Below are 20,268 nucleotides of genomic sequence, written 5' to 3' on the forward strand. Positions count from 1 at the left end.
TTTTTATTTGCGATCTTTTTCATTTAACGAATCTATTGGAACGTATATTTCAATGTGATTAGCCAAGTTTTTAAATGTAGCTGGTAACACACCGCCGTATTCTCCGTCTAAATTCAACAATACTCGCTCTTCTGTTGTTACTTTAATTTCACTTGCCTTGGCATAAATTACGTGAGGGTCTGACAAGTGCTCACCACGTAACGCTAAAGAAGCAACGCGAATAAATTCAGCCATGTTCAGCTCTTTTAAAATTAACAACGTAAACTTCCCATCATTGATACTGGCATCTGGTGCAAGTTTTTCAAATCCACCAACAGAATTCGTTAAGCCGATCAAAAACATCATCGCACTATCATCAAAAACTTGTCCATCGTATTCAATACGTACACGCGAGGACCGAATCGAAGGCAACATTTCAATTCCTTTTAAATAATAAGCCATTTGTCCAAGGACCGTTTTCAATTTACTCGGTACTTCATAAGTTAACTCTGTGAGCCTTCCGCCTCCTGCAATATTGATAAAATAGCGATCTTCATTCATCAACCCAATGTCTACAGGAATAGAATCTCCTTTAAGAATAATATCTACAGCTTTTGTTATATCTCTCGGGATGTGAACCGCGCGAGCAAAATCATTGGTTGTCCCCATTGGAATCAGCCCTACTTTTGGTCGGTTCTCAAATTTTGCGATTCCTGAAACCACTTCATTTAATGTCCCGTCTCCACCAACAGCTATTACTAGATCAAACTCACGCTCTACTGCATGAGCAGCTGCTTGAATAGCATCACCTTCAGAAGTGGTTGCGTGACAGGAAGTTTCATAACCTGCTTTCTCCATTTTCTCTAAAACTTCCGGCAAATGCTTGCGAAATAACTCGCGACCAGAAGTTGGGTTGTAAATTATACGTGCACGTTTCATAGGATTCAGCCTTTCTGGACTTTCTGTAAAAATGAACATAACTCATTTCTGAAATTAACTACTCATAAATTCCCTAATGACTTTGTCATTTACTTGAAGTTAAGGCTGTCTGGAATACTTGACGAAACTCTTCATATACCACATGCCAAAAATCATCATTGTAAACAAACCCATCTAATATTTCACCGGTTACTGTTTTCATATGCAGTTTGTATTGCGGATCTTCTTTTTCCGGAAGAACTGATTTCTTCTTGTCCACAAACTCCTGAACTTTTGGAGCCCTTGGTCCCCACTCACCAAGAACCTCTCCAGCTTCAGACAGCACAATGTATTTCGGAATTAATCGTTCCCCGTTTGTTAAGTAACGGTCCATTAATTCCAAATTATCATCACGAGATATGCAATGAACTTCTAAATCAGCTGCATCTGCAATTTTTCGTAAAATGGCATTGTTCATCATTGCATCACCGCTCCAATCCTCAGTGATTACAAGTACATGTGGCTTTTTATCTTTTAGTAAAGCTAGGAATTCCGGATCTTTCGGTAGCTCAAACTTTTCATAAATACTATAAGATTTCTGTTGATTTGACTCCATTTGAGCCATATAGCTTTCCAAACTAATACCATTTTCAAAGTATTGCTGCTCCGTCATCATACCATCACGCCTCCCTTTTCCTACTTTGCCACTAAACTAATCTCATTCTCAAAAGCAGAAATGACTCTGCTCAAAATTAGTTGTATAGGTACAGTCACTAAATACTAAAGCACATTCTATTAACCTAAATTCGTCTTTACTATCAGTTTACTGTTATGTAGCAAAGTGTTCAAGGCTGAGATACAGAAATAGCCTTTAAAGCCGTATCTATATCAACAAAAGACAACGCTCAACACTCACTTAAAAGACGCCGGTACAGCAAACTTAGTTCCATTAATTAACTAATTAACTTAACTAACGAAAACTAATCGAATCTATTACCTTCATTCTCCATCATCACCGCACGCATGACCTAAGCGAAGCAAGAAGACAGACGCTTTTCCCTGGCTTCTTGCGGGAGCTATGCCCAAAGCGGTCGGTGCGATTCTTCACACCTACTTCCACAGAAGCTCATTCTACATAACTATGCCCTCTATCTAAATGATACCAAGACGCTACCTCCAACCACTCACCAGCACCGCCGCGCACGCGGGCTAGGCGAAGCAAGAAGACAGACGCTTTTCCCTGGCTTCTTGCGGGAGCTATGCCCAAAGCGGTCGGTGCGACTTTTCACATCTACTTCTACAAGAACTCATCAAAAAAGATGGCCCATAACGGACCATCCTTTTACATCATTCAACTAGATATTATCGTTTTGCAATTTCTTCAAGAAGAATTTTATTAAGCAATGGCGGGTTCGCCTGCCCTTTTGTTTGCTTCATAATTTGCCCAACTAGGAAACCAATTGCGCGGTCTTTCCCGTTTTTAAAGTCTTCAATCGATTGTGGATTATTATCAAGAGCTGCTGTTACGAATTCACGCAATGTGTTTTCATCAGAGATCTGAACAAGTCCTTTAGCTTTGACGATATCGTTCGCGTCGCCGCCTTTTTCAATCAATTCCTTAAAGACTTTCTTCGCAATTTTAGACGAAATCGTACCGTCTGAAATCAACTTAATCATGCCTGCCAAACCTTCAGGAGTTAATGCTGTATCCGAAAGTTCTTTTTGTTCAGCATTTAGGTAAGCCGAAACTTCGCCCATTAACCAGTTAGAAGCAAGTTTTGCATCAGCACCAGCCGCTACTGTTGCTTCAAAGAAATCAGAAATGGGTTTTGCTAAGGTCAATACCATCGCGTCATATGAAGACAAGCCAAGCTCTGATACGTAACGTGCTTTTCTTGCATCCGGTAATTCTGGAATTTCAGAGCGAACACGCTCAAGCCAAGCGTCATCGATTACAATATCGACTAAATCTGGCTCTGGGAAGTAACGGTAATCGTCCGATCCTTCTTTAATGCGCATCAACAACGTTTTACCTGTTGATTCGTCGTAACGACGTGTTTCTTGCTCGATGATGCCACCTGACAATAACACTTGTTCTTGACGAACTTGTTCGTGCTCAATTCCCTTACGAACAAAGTTGAACGAGTTTAAGTTTTTCAACTCGGTCTTTGTACCAAATTGTTCTTGACCAAACGGACGAAGTGAAATGTTCGCGTCGCAACGCAACGATCCTTCTTCCATGCGAACATCTGAAACGCCAGTGTATTGAATGATTGCTTTGATTTTTTCAAGGTAAGCGTATGCTTCATCAGCAGTACGAATATCTGGTTCAGAAACGATTTCGATTAATGGAGTTCCTTGGCGGTTAAAGTCGACCAATGAATGACCATTACCTGTATGCGTTAATTTCCCTGCATCTTCTTCCATATGAAGACGCGTAATTCCGATACGTTTTTTCTCACCTTTTACTTCGATTTCGATCCAACCGTGCTCACCGATTGGCTGATCAAATTGTGAAATTTGATAAGCTTTCGGGTTATCTGGATAGAAGTAGTTTTTACGGTCAAATTTCGTGTGACGCGTAATTTCACAGTTTAATGCAAGCGCCGCTCTCATTGCCCAGTCTACAGCCGTTTTATTTACTACAGGTAAAACGCCCGGGTAGCCAAGGTCAATGACATTCGTATTGGTATTCGGTTCGGCACCAAAGTGAGCCGGTGCTGGAGAAAACATTTTAGATTCAGTTTTTAATTCAACGTGGACTTCAAGTCCAATGATCGTTTCAAAGTTCATTGTGCTGCTCCCTCCCATGTTTGAGGAGTTTTTTTATGGAAATCTGTTGCTTTTTCATATACATCCGCAACACGATAGACTGTTTCTTCGTCGAAATGTTTCCCGATTATTTGCAAGCCTAATGGTAGACCGTTTTCAAATCCACAAGGAATTGAAATAGCTGGTACACCCGCTAAGTTTACTGGAATAGTTAAAATATCATTTGCATACATTGTTAATGGATCATCCATGATTTCACCAATTTTAAATGCAGGTGTTGGCGTTGTTGGGCCAACAATGACATCGTATTTTTCAAATGCATCATCAAAGTCTTTTTTGATCAACGTACGAACTTTTTGTGCTTTTTTATAGTAAGCATCATAATAACCTGAGCTTAGTGCATACGTTCCTAGCATGATGCGGCGTTTTACTTCATCGCCAAACCCTTCAGAGCGCGTATTCATGTAAAACTCAAGAAGACTTCCTGCTTTTTCTGTACGGTAGCCATAACGAATGCCGTCAAAGCGCGAAAGGTTAGATGAAGCTTCAGAAGAAGCAAGAATGTAATAAGTTGATAATGCATATTTTGAATGAGGAAGTGAAATTTCTTCACAAATTGCGCCTCGTTCTTCAAGCACTTTTAATGCATCTAGAACAGCTTCTTTAGCTGCTTCGCCAACGCCTTCAGCAAAGTATTCTTTAGGAACACCAATGCGTAGACCTGTAATATCACCTGTCAATGCAGACGTGAAATCCGGAACCTCTACATTAGCAGACGTTGAATCTTTTTCGTCATAACCTGAAATTGCATTTAACAATAAGGCATTGTCGTTTACAGTTCTTGTGATTGGACCAATTTGATCTAATGAAGAAGCATAAGCAATCAACCCAAAACGAGAAACTCGTCCGTAAGTTGGCTTCATCCCTACAACCCCACAAAAAGCAGCAGGCTGACGAATCGAACCACCCGTATCTGAACCTAATGAAAACGGTACTTCTCCCGCTGCAACTGCAGCAGCAGATCCACCTGAAGAACCGCCTGGAACAGTTTCAAGATTCCATGGGTTTTTTGTTTTTTTGTAATACGAGTTTTCGTTAGAAGAACCCATTGCAAATTCATCCATATTCAATTTACCGACTGTTACCATCCCAGCTTCTCTTAACTTATCCACAACCGTTGCATTATAGATAGGGTTAAATCCTTCTAAAATACGGCTAGAAGCTGTCGTTTCTAATCCTTCTGTTACGATATTGTCTTTTACTCCGATTGGTAAGCCAAATAATGGTCCACGCTCAGCAAAAGGAACTTGATCCATTTCTTTTGCAAGCTGTGTTGCACGTTCTTTGTTCAAAGCAAGAAATGCATCGACTTTTGGCTCAAGCGCTTCAATGCGTTCGAATGCTTTTTCAGTCATTTCGGCAATTGTCGTTTCTTTTGTATGTATCATTTCTTGCAATTGTGCAGCTGTTTTTTCTACAAATGACATGTTTTTTCCTCCTTCCGACTATTCTAAAATTGTAGGGACTTTTACTTGTCCGCCTTCATGTTCTTTTACGTTTTTCATAACCAAGTCACGATCTAATCCTGGAACAGATTTATCTTCGCGCAATACATTGACCATCTGCAATACGTGCGTTGTTGGTTCAACATTTTCCGTATCCAATTCATTTAGCAATTCCATTGCATTCGTAATTGCTTCTAGTTGATCTGCAAAATGTTCTGCTTCTTCATCAGTAATTGCGAGTCTCGCCAAATGTGCGACTTCAATTACTTCTTCTTTCGTCATTTTCGCCATTTCTTTACACCTCCGGATTCAGTAAACATACGCTATATCATACCATTTTTCTAAAAAAATGAATAGGGACAGCCGCATGGCTATCCCTATTTTCATTGGAGATTATTCATAAATGTGAACAAAGGGTTCTGTTTCTCCTGCTTTTTTCAAAATTAATGCTTCTGGGCCATTAGTTGAAGTAACACTAACTTCTATCAATACATTTTCAGGAAAATGTTCCATAACCAAACCGGTTACATATTGCGTAAAACCAATCACTTCGGATACTCCATAAAATTGAATTGGAATTTCAACTTTCAACTCTTTTAATTCATTTTCTTGATAAAAGCCAGTACCGATCACACTGGTGTAATTTGAAAAGTAGATTTCAACATCTTGTTTGAAATTCCGAAATGCCGTATCGATATCTCGATAACTATCATTGCTGCCAGACGTAGGGAACAGTACGTAATCTTCGTTTACCTGATTCCAGCTCGCAACGGCATTTTTCCCGCCTGGTGCAGCACCTGATGAGAAGTAAGTGCCTGGAATCATCGAACTACCTGCATTTTGTTTAAAAAGCCCTACCACAATCGGCACATCAGCTAGACCTTCTTTTTCACGCAACCGTTTCACGATTTCATCCGCCATACGTTTGCCTTCTTTTTCTAGTTGCGCTTGCGGTATTTCTTCTTCGTAAGATATGCCGTTTTCACTGCCTGAGTAAGATGAATTCAGCGCAAGACCGATTGAAATGCCACCAAGACGAATTGTATCTTCATTGGTTTTTACTAAATAATTTTGTTCAACTACATGTGCCAATATTTCAGCAGGAGGACGTTCTCCTGCTTTTTTTTGTTCTGCTGTGCGTTCATCCGGAAGATTTAACCCGTTTGGGTTGTCTTCACTTTTACGTCGTAACCATGAAGTTACATCTTCATCCGTAATTTTTTGACCTTCTTGAAAATAATAATCATCCGGTGAAAATTGCTTTTGCGACAAACGCAATAAGCCATTTTCTGTTTCAGCAATATCATAACGGGAGTTTAAACGATTAACGATTTTCCCTCTTGTTGCGCTTGCTTTATAAGGCAGGAGCGTACGGTAAAACTGATCATCCAACTGCATGCTCGGGATGATTGCCGTTTCTACTTCTTCTTTTTCATTTATCACTTCTGTTTTCTCATCTGTTTTCGACGGAACACATCCCGATAACAGCAGCAAACTGATTGGAATCCACCATATGCGTTTCATGTTAAAATCCCCTTATTTGTTCAATTCCTCAACGAGACGTTCTTCGTCCCAAATTTCCACTTTGAGCTCACGTGCTTTATCGAGTTTAGAGCCCGCTTCTTCCCCGGCAATAAGCAAATCGGTTTTCTTACTGACACTACCTGTCAGTTTGCCACCAAGCGCCTCAATTTGTGCGCTCGCTTCTTGACGAGTCATTTGTTCGAGCTTACCTGTTAAAACAATTTTCTTGCCTGCAAAGGCATTTGCGCCTTCTTCTACGCGTACTCGTGTACCTGTATACGATAAATTGACGTTTGCTTCACGTAAACGTTCCACTAATGCACGAACTTCTTCATTATCAAAATACATAACGATTGAATCCGCCATTTTGTCGCCGATTTCATGTACTTCGATTAATTCTTCTTTTGTCGCAGCAATTAGCTGTTCAAGCGTCCCAAAATGCTCAGATAAAATTCGCGCGCCTCTTTCTCCAACATGACGGATACCTAAACCAAACAATAATTTCTCCATAGAATTACTTCTAGATGCATCAATCGCCGCCACTAAATTTGAAGCGGACTTATCAGCCATGCGATCTAACTCTACTAATTGTTCTTTTGTCAGCTTGTAAATATCTGAAATGTCGTGGACCAAACCTTCTCGGTACAACTGCTCAATTACCTTTTCACCAAGCCCATCAATATTCATGGCATTGCGTGACACAAAATGAATCAGACCTTCTGTAATTTGTGCCGGACATTGTGGATTAACACAGCGAAGAGCCACTTCTCCTTCGATTCGAACCAACTCGCTATCACATGCAGGGCAATGAGTCGGCATCTCAAAAGGCAGTTCTTCTCCAGTTCGTTGGTCAAGAATGACTGACACAACTTCTGGAATAATGTCTCCTGCTTTTCGAATAATGACTTTGTCACCGATTCGAATATCTTTTTCTTTGATTAAGTCTTCATTGTGTAAGGATGCTCGCTGTACAGTAGTTCCTGCAACCGACACCGGGTCTAATATTGCAGTCGGCGTCACAACTCCAGTTCGCCCTACACTCAATTCAATATCTCGGACAGTCGTCATTACTTCTTCTGCTGGGAACTTATAAGCTGTTGCCCATTTGGGACTTTTCGCTGTAAATCCAAGTTCTTGTTGATACAAAAACTGATTGACTTTAATAACGATGCCGTCGATTTCATATGGCAAGTCGTTGCGTTTTTCAGTCCATTTTTCGATATATGCCAACACTTCTTCAACCGAAGTACAAACTTGGCGTTCTTGGTTTGTTTTAAAACCAAGTTTTGCAAGGTAATCCAATGACTCATCGTGTTCGGCTAAACGATAAGTCTCACCGTCGCCGCCAATTCCATAAATAAAAACATCTAAATTACGGCTTGCTGCAATTTTTGGATCTAATTGACGAAGGGACCCTGCTGCTGCATTTCGCGGGTTGGCGAACAGTTCTTCTCCTTGCTCGCTACGCTGTTCATTTAATGCATGAAATGATTTTTTCGGCATAAACACTTCGCCGCGAACTTCAAGCGTGACTGCATCTTTTAGTTTTAATGGAATTGCACGGATGGTTCGCAAATTGACCGTAATGTCTTCTCCAACACGACCATCACCGCGCGTTGCACCTTTGACGAATTTACCATCCTCATATAGAAGTGATACGGCAAGTCCGTCGATTTTCAATTCACAAACATAGTCAACTTTGTCGCCCGCACCGCTCCGCACACGTTTATCAAATTCGCGTAAATCTTCTTCACCAAAAACATTAGATAAACTGAGCATAGGACGTTCATGGGTAACTTTATCAACAGTCGAAAGTGGTGCCCCGCCTACACGTTGAGTAGGTGAATCTGGAAACACCAAATCAGGATAAAGTGTTTCTAAATCGATTAACTCATTGAGTAATTGATCGTATATCGCATCCGGAACAGCCGGCTTATCAAGTACATAATAAGCATGACCATAATTCCTTAGCATTTCGTTTAATTCATCTACACGTTGTTCCGCTTTTAAGCGATCCATCTAGTTTCCTCCCGATCATTCTTTTTCAATCGGCGCAAATTTAGCCAATAAGCGTTTAATGCCGACAGGGCTCGGAAACGCAATATCGAGTTCCGTTTGTTCGCCTTCGCCTTTAACGCTAACGACCGTTCCGGTACCCCATTTTTTATGCGTTGCTTTATCGCCCGTTTTCCACCCTAATTTCTCACTGCCTGATTGATTATAGCTAGGACGTGTTACGGCTGGACGTTTTGGTATTTGTCGATAACTTGTAGTAGCCCCAGCACGATGGTGAGCTCGTGTTTGTTCAATCAGATCTTCTGAAATCTCCGAAATAAACCGAGAGGGCATATTAAAATTACTTTTCCCGAACAATGTACGTGAAGAGGCGTGAGTCAAATACAGACGTTGTTCTGCTCGCGTAATTCCAACATAAGCAAGTCTGCGCTCTTCTTCTAGTTCTTCATCGTCATTGTTCGACCGTGAATGCGGGAAGACGTTTTCTTCTAATCCGATAATAAAGACAACAGGGAATTCTAATCCTTTTGCTGCGTGCATCGTCATTAAAATAATCGGACCATCTGCATCTTCTTCGTCATCCAATGAATCAATATCTGAAATCAACGCTAAATCGGTTAAGAATGCTACTAACGACTTATCATCACTTTGCTTTTCAAAAGCTTTTGTGACCGATAAAAACTCATCTAAGTTTTCTAAACGACTTTCGCCTTCAATGGTTTTATCGTTTTGTAACATTTGACGGTAACCTGACTTTTTTAGAACTTCTTCAACTAATTCTGTTACTGACAAATATTCCTGCATTTGCGTGAAACTCGCCATCATGTTACGGAATTCTAAAGCCGTTTGTGCTGTTTTAGGCGTTAACCCCATAAAGTCAGCTTCTTGTAACGCGTCCATAATGGTACGATCTTGTTCAATCGCAAAACGTGCCATTTTCTCGAAAGAAGTTGCGCCAATTCCACGCTTTGGCTCGTTAATCACACGAGCTAAAGACAAATCATCGTCGTTGTTAGCAATCAAACGCAAATACGCCAATAAGTCTTTAATTTCTTTGCGGTCATAGAATTTTGTTCCGCCAACGATGGTATAAGACATATTCGATTTAACAAACATTTCTTCCATGATTCGCGACTGTGCATTTGTGCGGTAAAGAATTGCAAAATCAGACGTTTTGTAGTTTTCTTCGTCCATCAACTTTTGTATCGTTTGAACAACAAACTGCGCTTCTTGACGCTCGTCTCCCGCTTTATGCAAAGTAATAGCCGTGCCTTCATCGTTTTCCGTACGCAATTCTTTTGGATAACGACTTGTGTTTTTCTGAATTACATCGTTCGCTGCTTGTAAGATACGTTTTGTCGAACGATAGTTTTGCTCAAGCATAATCACTTTCGCATTAGGATAATCTTTTTCAAATGACAAGATATTCGTGATATCCGCCCCGCGCCACCGGTAAATCGACTGATCCGAGTCACCAACTACGCAAATGTTTTTAAACTTGCTTGCCAATTTCTGAACCAATTGATATTGCGCATTATTTGTATCTTGGTATTCATCTACGTGAATGTAGTGGAATTTGTTTTGATAATACTCTAGCACTTCAGGAACCGTGTTAAATAAATTTAACGTTGTCATGATCAAATCATCAAAATCCAGTGACTGGTTTTTCTTCAAGCGTTTCTCATAAGCTGTATAAACGTCTGAAACTGTTTTCTCGTATGGGTTAAATTGATTCATATCCGCTGCAAATTGAGCCGCATCAATGCATTCATTTTTTGATGAGGAAATGGCATTTAACATCGTTCTCGGTTCGTATTTTTTAGGATCCAAGTTTTGTTGTTTCAAGACATTTTTAATAACCGTTAATTGATCGGTTGTATCCAAAATCGAGAAATTTTTCGACATGCCTAATTTATCAATATCGCGTCTTAAAATACGCACACACATTGAGTGAAATGTAGATGCCCACATACGCTGCCCGGTTCCGTGCCCTAATAATCCGTCAATCCGGTTACGCATTTCACGTGCGGCTTTATTGGTAAACGTAATGGCTAAAATATTGGATGGGTAAACTTGTTTTTCCAGCACCAAATAAGCTATACGGTGTGTCAGCACACGCGTTTTCCCTGATCCTGCACCTGCCATAATAAGTAGCGGTCCTTCAGTCGTTTTGACTGCTTCTGCTTGTTCCGGGTTCATCCCGTTTAATAAGTTTTTTGATATCAATTCCATTGTGCACCACCTCGAACATTCGTTCTTATTAGTATAACGATTAACCAGCCGTTTCCGCAACTGCCTCTACGGTTTCAATCGCTTTATCGATATTTTCATAAATAATATTGCCAACGACGATAGTATCTGCAAAAGCAAATGCTTTTTTAGCTGTATCAGCTGAGTCGATCCCTCCACCATAAAACAAGTGGGTTTCAGTAAGGACACTCTTTACTTTTTTAACAAGTTCCATATCACCGAACATGCCGCTATACTCCATATAAAAAATAGGCAGACGGAAAAAATGTTCTGCTAAACGTGCATAAGCTAACACATCTTCTGCCGTCAAATCGGTTTGTGCATCCGTTAATTTTGCGGCTTTGCAATCGGCATTCAAAATACAATACCCTTCTGGAACTAATTCATCCCAGTCCAAAAACTCTCCGTATTCACGAATTGCTTGATGATGAAGTCCTTTAACCCACAAGGGATTGTCACTGTTTAAAACTGTCGGGATAAAATAATAGTCAAACCCCGGAGCTACAGAATCGATTGTAGAAACTTCTAACACCATCGGCAACTGATAACGCTGCACACGTTCTGCTAAATGGAGGACATTGTCGAGTGTGACATTATCACTGCCGCCAATCAAGATGGCATCAGTCCCGGATTTACAAATTCGTTCCAAATGTCCATCCATGATTTCTTTTGCTGGATCTAATTTAAAGACATGCTGCCATGTTTTGAAATCCATCTTTTTCACCCAACTTTATCTCAGTTATCATCTATTTAGTATAACAAAAAAACCGAACAGAGTTGGTTCTCTGTTCAGTCTTTTGGCAGTTCAAAAGGTTTTTCATCTGGATAAAGGCGTTCTAACATTCCATCATAAGCATCGTTACCATAGTTTAAGCAACGGCGCACACGAGAAATCGTTGCCGTGCTAGCACCGGTTTCATTTTTTATTTTTTCGTACGTTTTTTTCATACGCAGCATATGTGCCACTTCTAACCGCTGAGACATCGATTGAATTTCACTAATTGTACATAAATCATCGAAGAAACGATAAGCTTCTTCCTTATCTTTTAAGGCCAAAACGGCTTCAATCAACTGATCTGTTTGATGGCCTCTAATTTTATCTACTTGCATGCAGCTTCCTCATCCTTTCATTGCTACCATCATCACGGCGTGTAGCTAACGGATTGCTCGATTCCTGGATCCGTAGGAACGATGTGAATCCAAGTTTTCCCTGGCATCAATTTTACCACTTCTCCGTCCATAAACGGAACTAACATTCCATTAACTGAATTCCATTCGATTTCACGAACTCCGCCCGCTTGAAATAGCAGAGCCTCTCCGCCACTCGACAAATCGATAGACTGGCGCCCTTTAGAATCGATTGTCTCATGTTGTGCTTCAAAAACTAAAACATTAGAGACTTTTATTGTTTCAAAGGTTTCTTTATCGGCCATTACTACGCCATTAACCGATCGACTGTACAACTGCGATTGACTATTATATAGAAAGTCGCTGTAAAACAACTCATTTGTTCCATACTCTACTCGAATCGAAAGAGCCTGTTCGTTCAGTTTATCATTTTGCATTGAGTCATAGAAATAATAAGGTGATTGACCTTTGTACTCCGTTGAAGTCTGTGCGTTATCCATAGCTTTAGTTATATTTTCCTTTGTGATATAGGAATTATGTGGGGCTATGCGATCGGTTGATCGTTGAAACAAAGTTCCATCATATTGCATGCCGTTGACGTGATCAACAACGCCCGATTCAAGCATTTCCCGAGCATCCGGACTATAGCCATGAGCTACGAAGAAAGCATCATAGGCTATGGCAAGCTCAACAAAATAATCACGAGCACTTCGGATTGGCCCTATCTTATTTGGGTCTTCGCTTTGGTAAAGCGCTACAAATCGAGTGATATTAAATTCGGCAATCATCTCAAAAATGATATCTGCTTCGGCCAGACCCGTTTGCGGACGAGCATCTGGATGGTTATTTACAACTGCCATGACAGGTCGCCCTGTTGTCGTTAAATCCATCACTTCTCCAGTAAAAGGTGTTGTTGGTACAGGATTCTCTTCTACTGGCTGCTCTGGCGGAGGTGGTGTAGAATCTTCCTTTTTCGTCAACCAAAATCCACCGGCACTAGCTAGCACTATCAAGAGTAAAATAAAGATGAACAACCATTTTTTCATCCCAATTACCTCATAAATGATGGGAACAGTATTTTTTTATTTTTGACATCGTAAATGCCTTTTTGTGTAACGCGAACATAAGGCAAGTGAGTTGCCTGTAAGAACAGCATTGTGTAAACGGCATCTCCGTGCTTGTAGCCTCGCTCTTTCAACGCTTTTTTCAATGCCTGTTCTTGCTCAATCAATTGCTCCATCGGTAAATCCGACATAACGCCTCCGTAAGGAAGTGGCAAGGATTGAACAATTTCACCATTTTCAGTAAGAATGATGCCGCCTTTTAACCGTTTCATCTCATTAAAAGCTAACCACATATCTTCGCGATTTTTGCCAATAAGGATAATATCGCCAGTGCTTGTATAAGAAGATGCAAAACCATCTAGTCCCGGTGCAAACCCTTTAATCAAAGTGTTCACACGCCACTTGCCATTTTTATCGATAAGCATTAAAAAGCTTTCGTCATGTGACTTTGATAATTTGGCATCATGCGTATCAACACTGACTGTATAAGGTTTTGTAATAACATCATTAACCATTTCAATACCAAATGGCATTGAAAATTGGAAATCGTCATCCGTCAATTCAAATTCTATATCCAAATCCGGCAAAATCGACCAATCGACATTGGGTAATGAGTGGATTTTTTTACCGTCTTTTTTCAACCAAACACCTTTTGAAATCACGCCTGAAGGCACTGGGTTCTCAATGTTATCAAGAATATTTAAGTTCGCATAACGTCCTGTGGCGATTAATCCGTGGAGGCTCGTCACATTATAATAACGAGCAACGTTATAAGACGCCATCATGTAGGCATCAAGTGGTGGCACCCCTGCATCGAGTGCAATTTGAATGCACCAGTCCATTACACCGTTTAAGTGAAATGCCGGAGTTGAACCGTCTGTTGTCATCATTAGCTTGTCAAAGACATTTAATTCACGTTCTACGATTCCTTTTAACAAATTCGGCAAATCCGGACGGATCGAAGAATGGCGAAGAGTCACACCGTAACCATGAAGTAGTCGCATTTCCACTTCATCTACAGTCATGGATTCGTGGTCGCCATCGGCTCCAAGTAGTCGCATACGAGCTAAAGTTTTTTCTGAGGCTCCTGGAAAATGCCCCTCAATTTTTTTCAAGCCCATTTTCGCTTTTTGAATCCAATACAGCATTTGGTCATCGCCCGCGAGCAATTTAGGCCAGCCTGTCAACTCACCACCGAGTAACACATCTTGACGGTCCAACCACTCCCCCACAGAAGTCGATGTGAATAGTTGATCTTCATTGTTTAACTCTGTCTGCGAATCAAAACGAGTCCACCAATAATAGCTAAACGGTAATTCACTTAATTGATCTAGCAATGAAAACGCTTTCTTATTGTCAAGTGCCATAAAAAACGTTAAATTATCGGACAAGAACATTGTTGTTCCACCTTGAGCCGCATAATCTGCAAAACTTTGAGGATTGTATAATTGTGTAGGATGAACATGAGGTTCAATGTATCCCGGAACAATGTATTTACCCGTCATATCGGCCACTTCCGTAGCAGCATCAATTTTCGGCATTTCTTTGCCTGCGTAAACAATACGATCACTAGATATCCATATATTCCCTGTTATCCATTTCTTAAAAATTCCATGTAAATACGTTGCATTTGTCAAAACGAGATCCGGCGCAATTTCTTTTGTGACGATTTTCAGCTGATTTCGAATCTCTGTATTTTTCCATAATGGATTTACCAATTGCCGGCACCTGCTTTCTACTAGTTCGATACTTAATATCCTAGCATAATTATGCATTCGAAAATAGACATTCACATCAAAAATAAGAACATTCTAATTTTTTTAGACACAAAAAACCCACGCGAATGCGTGGGTTGGGTCAATCAGTCATTATTCACAGGGTCGCTGAATGGTTTCAAGACGTCTTTCTTTTCTTCTTCTTGGAAAGTTAGTACGTCAGATACCGAATCATACGATTCACCGTAAAATTGCTCGTCTTTATACGTGTGAATGTCTTCATACATTTTTTTCATGCCTTCGAAAATTTGCTCTTCTGATTCACCACTTGGTGTCCAGTACAAAATTTCCATCGAGTTTTCTTCACCTGTCGCAAGTGAACGACGGCAATAACCAATTGATGATGCGTGTTCAAATCCTTCACGTGCATAAAAACGTAAACGTTTTTCCGTATCCGTGTCTTCGTAGTTCACTGGTTCAACTTCAAGGATAATCGGTTTGTTTTTATCTTTTAACATCTGCAATGTCTTTCTGCCAAGACCCATTCCACGTGATTCTTTAGAAACAAATAAATAATCAACAAACGTAAAATGAGGAAATTCTGCATACATTAATACATGGTAAGGACCCTCGTCTTTGTAGTAAACGCTTCCTTTTTCTTTTAGCAATGTATCCATATGCTCTTTTGACTTCATTTCTTCAACTGGAAAATACTGATTTAGTTTTTCATACCAATTCATAATTAGTCCCCTTTCAATTTTCATTGCATTTTTTTGAGGTCGTAACGGGTTTACATTCTGGAGTTTAAATAGAGGTAACCGTGGGCTGTTGTAAATCCTCATTTTTAGTGTAAATGCCTATAGGGCAGGCAAAAACAAAAATGACACATCTTCTTGTCGAATTTGTGTCATCAATGAGTATATCATATATAAAATTATTTTGCACGCCATCCAATATCGGAGCGATAGAAGAAACCGTCCCAAGACAGGCTGTTTAATTGTTCATAAACTTTCTCTTGAGCAGATTCAATAGACGTTCCGCTTGCTGAAATCAGCAATACTCGCCCACCATTTCCTGCATAGCCATTCGCAATTTGTTTTGTTCCTGCATGCGTAATCTCTACTCCCGAGAGCTTTGTTAAATCTGGTAAAAGTGCTCCTTTTTCAACTGTCTCTGGATAATTATCAGCAGCAACAACGACACCAAGTACAGCTTGATCATCCCATTCTAGTTCGGCCGGCTGACCTTTTAGAAGAGTATCCATAAACAACCCAAAATCTGATTTCATGCGGGGTAAAACAACTTGCGTTTCTGGATCACCAAAACGCGCATTAAATTCAATCACTTTTGGACCTTTGTTCGTTAAAATAACACCTGTATATAGAATGCCGTTAAATGGCGTGCCTTCAGCAGCCATCGCCTGGACTGCAGGCTCTACAATTTCAGCATAAGTTTGATCCACAATGGTTTGTGAAATTTGCGGTACAGGCGAATAAGCTCCCATGCCCCCTGTATTCGGTCCACGGTCTCCATCGTATGCCCGCTTATGATCTTGTGAAATAACAATCGGATAAATTTGGCCGCTATAAACGAAAGACATAAACGAAAATTCTTCACCGTCTAAAAACTCTTCAATAACCACTTTTGAGCCAGAGTCTCCGAACTTTTGACCTTCTAACATGTCGTTAATGGCAGCAACAGCTTCCTCTTCCGTCATTGCCACAACGACACCTTTTCCAGCCGCAAGTCCATCCGCTTTAATAACAATCGGTGCCCCGTGCTGACGAATAAAATCAATAGCTGGTGCTGTTTCTGTAAATGTCTCATAGCCAGCAGTTGGGATATCGTATTTTTTCATCAGTTCTTTGGCGAAGGCTTTACTGCCTTCAATTTGCGCTGCTGCTTTAGATGGACCAAAAATACGCAATCCTTTAGCTTCAAAAAAATCAACGATACCTTCTGATAAAGGCTGCTCTGGCCCGACAAAGCTAAAATCGATTTGTTGCCCTTTTGCAAATTCTGCAAGACCTGCAAAATCCATTTCATCAATTGCAACTATTTCAGCATCTTCCCGCATTCCGTCATTGCCTGGAGCTGCATAAACTTTAGTGACCGAAGCTGATTTTGAGAATTGTCGAACGATGGCGTGTTCTCGCCCACCTTTTCCAATGACTAAAACCTTCATAATTTGTTTCACCCCAATTAATGTTTGAAATGACGGATGCCGGTAAAGACCATAGCAATTCCGTATTCGTTCGCTTTATCGATTGAATCTTGATCTTTCTTCGAACCACCTGGTTGAATAATTGCTTTGATGCCTGCTTTTGCAGCTGCTTCTACTGTATCATTCATCGGGAAGAACGCATCTGATGCCATAACTGCACCTTCTGCAGCACTTCCTGCTTGGTCTAACGCAATTTTAGCAGAACCAACACGGTTCATCTGCCCCGCACCAATGCCCAACGTCATCTCCGAGTTACAGACAACAATGGCGTTAGATTTAACATGTTTTACCACATTCCACCCAAGCTTTAATGCCTCAATCTCTGCTTCAGTAGGCTGACGCTCAGTTGCTACTTGGATATCTGCATCATCATATCCAAAAACGTCTGGCTGTTGAATCAATAAGCCACCTTCTACTGTCACTGTGTTCCATTTATCACGAACTTTGCTGTCGAATGGAATCGTCAACAAACGGATGTTTTTCTTTTGGGTCAACAATTCAATTGCTTCATCAGAAAATGATGGTGCAATAATAATTTCTAAGAAAATCGTGGCTAATTGTTTCGCAGTATCCGCATCTACTTCACGATTTAAAGCAACAATTCCACCGAAGATTGACGTTGAATCTGCTTCATACGCTTTACCAAAGGCATCTGCAATTGTTTCTCCGGTTCCAACACCACATGGATTCATGTGTTTCACTGCAACTGCTGCCGGCATTTTGAATTCTTTAATCATTTGAAGAGCAGCATTGGCGTCTTGAATATTGTTATACGATAATTCCTTGCCGTGCACTTGATTTGCATTGGCAATTGAGAAGTTCGAACCAAGCGGGCTACGATAAAACGCAGCTTTTTGATGAGGATTTTCTCCATAACGAAGTGTTTGAGACAATTCGTAAGTAAGCGTTAGTTGGTCTGGATACTCTTCTCCAGTCAAATCTGTCAAATAGTTTGAGATATACGAATCGTAAGCCGCTGTATGACGGAAAACTTTTGCCGCTAATCGACGTCTCGTTTCAGGCGTTGTAGACTGTTCGTTTTGTAATTCAGTCAATACTTCAGCATAATCAGCTGCATCCACAATGACCGTTACATATGCATGATTTTTCGCCGCAGAACGTAACATGGTTGGCCCACCGATATCGATATTTTCAATCGCATCCTCTACCGTAACATCTGGTTTTGCAATAGTTTCACGGAACGGGTATAAATTAACGCAGACAATATCAATCGGTGAAATGCCGTTTTCAGCCATTTGACTTTGGTGTTCTGCATCATCATGTTTAGCCAATAATCCACCGTGTACAAGCGGATGCAAAGTTTTTACACGTCCACCTAAAATTTCTGGAAATTTTGTTACTTCATCTACGGCAGTTATGGCAACTCCGTTTTCTTCAAGAAATTTTTTAGTGCCGCCTGTCGATAACAGTTCATAGCCCATTTTTTCCAGTTCCTGTGCAAAATCCAATATCCCTGATTTATCCGATACGCTGAGTAATGCTCTTTTTTTCACAAATAGTCCTCCTAAAGATTAAGACCGATCGTTTATCGGTCGAATAATTGCTGCAATGTTGCAGGATATAATTCATGTTCAATCTGATGGATCTGATGCTCGACTTCTTCGCGTCCACGACCTAATACTGGAAACGATTGTTGTGCAATGATGTTGCCTGTATCCATTCCTGCATCGACATAATGCACCGTGACGCCTGCATTTTCTGCACCTGCTGCAAGTGTTTGCCCGATTGCATCTTTCCCAGGAAACGCTGGCAAAACTGAAGGATGAATATTGACGATGCGATTTTCATAAGCTCCAAGTAATACTGGACCAATCAAGCGCATATAGCCTGCAAGTACGATCCACTCTACACCAAGCTCTTGTAGTTTTTCTTTTAGCATGTCTTCGTAAAGTTCTTTCGACTTATACTCTGAAGGAATAAAAGAAAATGATGCTACGCCTGATGTTTTCGCTCGTTCTAATACAAACGCTTTAGGCTTGTCAGTAACTACAAGCATGATTTCAGCTGCTAATTTATCAGCCGCAATCGCATCGACAATGGCTTGAAAATTAGAGCCATTGCCAGATGCAAACACAGCAATTCTTGTTTTAGTTTTCATCTAATGTGCCGTCCTGTTGTCCTTGGAATTGCACGCCTTCAGTACTTGAAACACGACCAATTTGGTAAGCTTGTTCACCATTCGCTTTAGCGCTTTCCAACACTTTTTCAGCGTCTTCAGGTGCTACAGCTACAACAAAACCAATGCCCATATTGAACACTGAGTATAAGTCGCGATCTGCTAGCTCGCCTTTTTCTTTTAGTAACTTGAAAATATCAAGTACTGGCCAGCTCCCAAGTGAAATTTCCGCGCCTAAGCCTTCTGGCATCATCCGTGGAATGTTCTCGATAAATCCGCCACCTGTGACATGGGCCATGCCATGAATTTCGGTTTTCTTACCAATCGCAGCTACTGCTTTTGCGTATATTTTTGTAGGAGTTAACAATGCATCACCAATTGGTCCAAGCGTCTCATAGCCTTCAACTTGTTGATCTAGCGTAAATTGATTTTGCTCAAATACAATTTGACGTACAAGCGAATAGCCGTTTGAATGAATACCGCTTGAAGCAAGACCGATTAATACATCGTCAGCTGCGATTTTTTCGCCAGTAACGATTTTGGATTTCTCCGCTGCTCCAACTGCAAATCCAGCAATATCGTATTCATCTTCTTCATAAAGGCCTGGCATTTCTGCTGTTTCTCCGCCAATAAGTGCAGCTCCAGCTTGAACACAGCCATCTGCTACGCCTTTAACGATTTGTTCAATTTTCTCAGGAACTGCTTTGCCAACTGCGATATAGTCTAGGAAAAATAAAGGTTCTGCACCTTGGGCAACGATGTCATTGACACACATCGCTACGCAATCAATGCCGATTGTGTCGTGACGGTCTGCCATAAATGCGAGCTTTAGTTTTGTGCCCACGCCATCAGTTCCAGAAACAAGAACCGGTTCTTTCAAATTCAGCTCAGACAAATCGAACATCCCGCCAAATCCACCAAACGCACCGAGCATTCCTTTGCGCGCTGTCCGCTCTACATGGGATTTCATGCGGTTAACTGCTTCATAGCCAGCTTCGATATTAACGCCTGCTTTTTCATATGCTTTTGACACACC

17 protein-coding genes are annotated in these 20,268 nt (G+C 40.7%); all 17 read right to left on the reverse strand.

The genetic code is table 11. From position 1 onward, the window contains the following. Window positions 1–3: 3 nt before the first annotated feature. Window positions 4–918, reverse strand: a complete 915-nt coding sequence (locus tag GPDM_RS13360) for a diacylglycerol kinase (protein ID WP_008432161.1) — start codon at window positions 916–918, stop codon at window positions 4–6. Window positions 919–1,003: 85 nt separating this feature from the next. Then, window positions 1,004–1,573 (reverse strand): thioredoxin family protein, encoded by a 570-nt coding sequence (locus tag GPDM_RS13365; RefSeq protein ID WP_008432164.1) that lies wholly within the window; start codon window positions 1,571–1,573, stop codon window positions 1,004–1,006. A gap of 686 nt (window positions 1,574–2,259) precedes the next feature. After that, on the reverse strand, window positions 2,260–3,690 hold the full coding sequence (gene gatB, locus GPDM_RS13370; protein ID WP_008432165.1) for an Asp-tRNA(Asn)/Glu-tRNA(Gln) amidotransferase subunit GatB: 1,431 nt from the start codon (window positions 3,688–3,690) through the stop codon (window positions 2,260–2,262). Then, on the reverse strand, window positions 3,687–5,156 hold the full coding sequence (gatA, locus tag GPDM_RS13375) for an Asp-tRNA(Asn)/Glu-tRNA(Gln) amidotransferase subunit GatA (protein ID WP_008432166.1): 1,470 nt from the start codon (window positions 5,154–5,156) through the stop codon (window positions 3,687–3,689). The genes gatB and gatA overlap by 4 nt, the downstream gene beginning before the upstream one ends. 18 nt (window positions 5,157–5,174) lie before the next feature. Beyond that, window positions 5,175–5,465, reverse strand: a complete 291-nt coding sequence (gene gatC, locus GPDM_RS13380; RefSeq protein WP_008432168.1) for an Asp-tRNA(Asn)/Glu-tRNA(Gln) amidotransferase subunit GatC — start codon at window positions 5,463–5,465, stop codon at window positions 5,175–5,177. Window positions 5,466–5,567: 102 nt separating this feature from the next. After that, on the reverse strand, window positions 5,568–6,698 hold the full coding sequence (locus GPDM_RS13385) for a CamS family sex pheromone protein (protein WP_008432169.1): 1,131 nt from the start codon (window positions 6,696–6,698) through the stop codon (window positions 5,568–5,570). Window positions 6,699–6,710: 12 nt separating this feature from the next. Further along, window positions 6,711–8,717 carry an NAD-dependent DNA ligase LigA gene (ligA, locus tag GPDM_RS13390; RefSeq protein ID WP_008432171.1) on the reverse strand — a complete coding sequence of 669 codons (2,007 nt, stop codon included), beginning with the start codon at window positions 8,715–8,717 and terminating at the stop codon, window positions 6,711–6,713. A 15-nt stretch (window positions 8,718–8,732) separates the two neighbouring features. Next, window positions 8,733–10,946, reverse strand: a complete 2,214-nt coding sequence (pcrA, locus tag GPDM_RS13395) for a DNA helicase PcrA (protein ID WP_008432173.1) — start codon at window positions 10,944–10,946, stop codon at window positions 8,733–8,735. A 40-nt stretch (window positions 10,947–10,986) separates the two neighbouring features. After that, entirely contained in the window at window positions 10,987–11,679 is a 693-nt protein-coding gene (gene pcrB / locus GPDM_RS13400) for a heptaprenylglyceryl phosphate synthase (protein ID WP_008432174.1), read from the reverse strand. A gap of 74 nt (window positions 11,680–11,753) precedes the next feature. Then, the gene (locus GPDM_RS13405) at window positions 11,754–12,074 is read right to left on the reverse strand and encodes a YerC/YecD family TrpR-related protein (protein ID WP_008432175.1); all 321 of its coding nucleotides are present in this window, start codon (window positions 12,072–12,074) and stop codon (window positions 11,754–11,756) included. A 32-nt stretch (window positions 12,075–12,106) separates the two neighbouring features. Beyond that, entirely contained in the window at window positions 12,107–13,138 is a 1,032-nt protein-coding gene (locus GPDM_RS13410) for a DUF3048 domain-containing protein (protein WP_008432176.1), read from the reverse strand. A gap of 5 nt (window positions 13,139–13,143) precedes the next feature. Continuing rightward, window positions 13,144–14,874 (reverse strand): adenine deaminase C-terminal domain-containing protein, encoded by a 1,731-nt coding sequence (locus GPDM_RS13415; protein ID WP_008432177.1) that lies wholly within the window; start codon window positions 14,872–14,874, stop codon window positions 13,144–13,146. A gap of 143 nt (window positions 14,875–15,017) precedes the next feature. Continuing rightward, window positions 15,018–15,611, reverse strand: a complete 594-nt coding sequence (locus GPDM_RS13420; protein WP_008432178.1) for a GNAT family N-acetyltransferase — start codon at window positions 15,609–15,611, stop codon at window positions 15,018–15,020. Between the two features lie 194 nt (window positions 15,612–15,805). Then, complete coding sequence (gene purD, locus GPDM_RS13425) at window positions 15,806–17,056, reverse strand: phosphoribosylamine--glycine ligase (protein ID WP_008432179.1); 1,251 nt, start codon at window positions 17,054–17,056, stop codon at window positions 15,806–15,808. A 17-nt stretch (window positions 17,057–17,073) separates the two neighbouring features. Beyond that, on the reverse strand, window positions 17,074–18,609 hold the full coding sequence (gene purH / locus GPDM_RS13430; protein ID WP_008432181.1) for a bifunctional phosphoribosylaminoimidazolecarboxamide formyltransferase/IMP cyclohydrolase: 1,536 nt from the start codon (window positions 18,607–18,609) through the stop codon (window positions 17,074–17,076). Between the two features lie 32 nt (window positions 18,610–18,641). Next, window positions 18,642–19,214, reverse strand: coding sequence for a phosphoribosylglycinamide formyltransferase (purN, locus tag GPDM_RS13435; RefSeq protein ID WP_008432183.1), 573 nt, complete (start codon window positions 19,212–19,214; stop codon window positions 18,642–18,644). Further along, window positions 19,204–20,265: a phosphoribosylformylglycinamidine cyclo-ligase gene (gene purM / locus GPDM_RS13440; protein WP_008432184.1), complete on the reverse strand. Its 1,062-nt coding sequence runs from the start codon at window positions 20,263–20,265 to the stop codon at window positions 19,204–19,206. The genes purN and purM overlap by 11 nt, the downstream gene beginning before the upstream one ends. Between the last annotated feature and the right edge of the window lie 3 nt (window positions 20,266–20,268).

The sequence above is a fragment of the Planococcus donghaensis MPA1U2 genome, from assembly GCF_000189395.1.
Lineage (GTDB): Bacteria > Bacillota > Bacilli > Bacillales_A > Planococcaceae > Planococcus > Planococcus donghaensis_B.

Coding starts and splice junctions, on each gene's coding strand:
- gatC (WP_008432168.1), bottom strand. CDS start 5,465: ATGGCGAAAATGACGAAAGAAGAAGTAATTGAAGTCGCACATTTGGCG.
- ligA (WP_008432171.1), bottom strand. CDS start 8,717: ATGGATCGCTTAAAAGCGGAACAACGTGTAGATGAATTAAACGAAATG.
- GPDM_RS13365 (WP_008432164.1), bottom strand. CDS start 1,573: ATGATGACGGAGCAGCAATACTTTGAAAATGGTATTAGTTTGGAAAGC.
- GPDM_RS13420 (WP_008432178.1), bottom strand. CDS start 15,611: ATGAATTGGTATGAAAAACTAAATCAGTATTTTCCAGTTGAAGAAATG.
- pcrB (WP_008432174.1), bottom strand. CDS start 11,679: ATGGATTTCAAAACATGGCAGCATGTCTTTAAATTAGATCCAGCAAAA.
- gatB (WP_008432165.1), bottom strand. CDS start 3,690: ATGAACTTTGAAACGATCATTGGACTTGAAGTCCACGTTGAATTAAAA.
- purD (WP_008432179.1), bottom strand. CDS start 17,056: ATGAAGGTTTTAGTCATTGGAAAAGGTGGGCGAGAACACGCCATCGTT.
- pcrA (WP_008432173.1), bottom strand. CDS start 10,946: ATGGAATTGATATCAAAAAACTTATTAAACGGGATGAACCCGGAACAA.
- gatA (WP_008432166.1), bottom strand. CDS start 5,156: ATGTCATTTGTAGAAAAAACAGCTGCACAATTGCAAGAAATGATACAT.
- GPDM_RS13410 (WP_008432176.1), bottom strand. CDS start 13,138: ATGAAAAAATGGTTGTTCATCTTTATTTTACTCTTGATAGTGCTAGCT.
- GPDM_RS13360 (WP_008432161.1), bottom strand. CDS start 918: ATGAAACGTGCACGTATAATTTACAACCCAACTTCTGGTCGCGAGTTA.
- purN (WP_008432183.1), bottom strand. CDS start 19,214: ATGAAAACTAAAACAAGAATTGCTGTGTTTGCATCTGGCAATGGCTCT.
- GPDM_RS13405 (WP_008432175.1), bottom strand. CDS start 12,074: ATGCAAGTAGATAAAATTAGAGGCCATCAAACAGATCAGTTGATTGAA.
- GPDM_RS13385 (WP_008432169.1), bottom strand. CDS start 6,698: ATGAAACGCATATGGTGGATTCCAATCAGTTTGCTGCTGTTATCGGGA.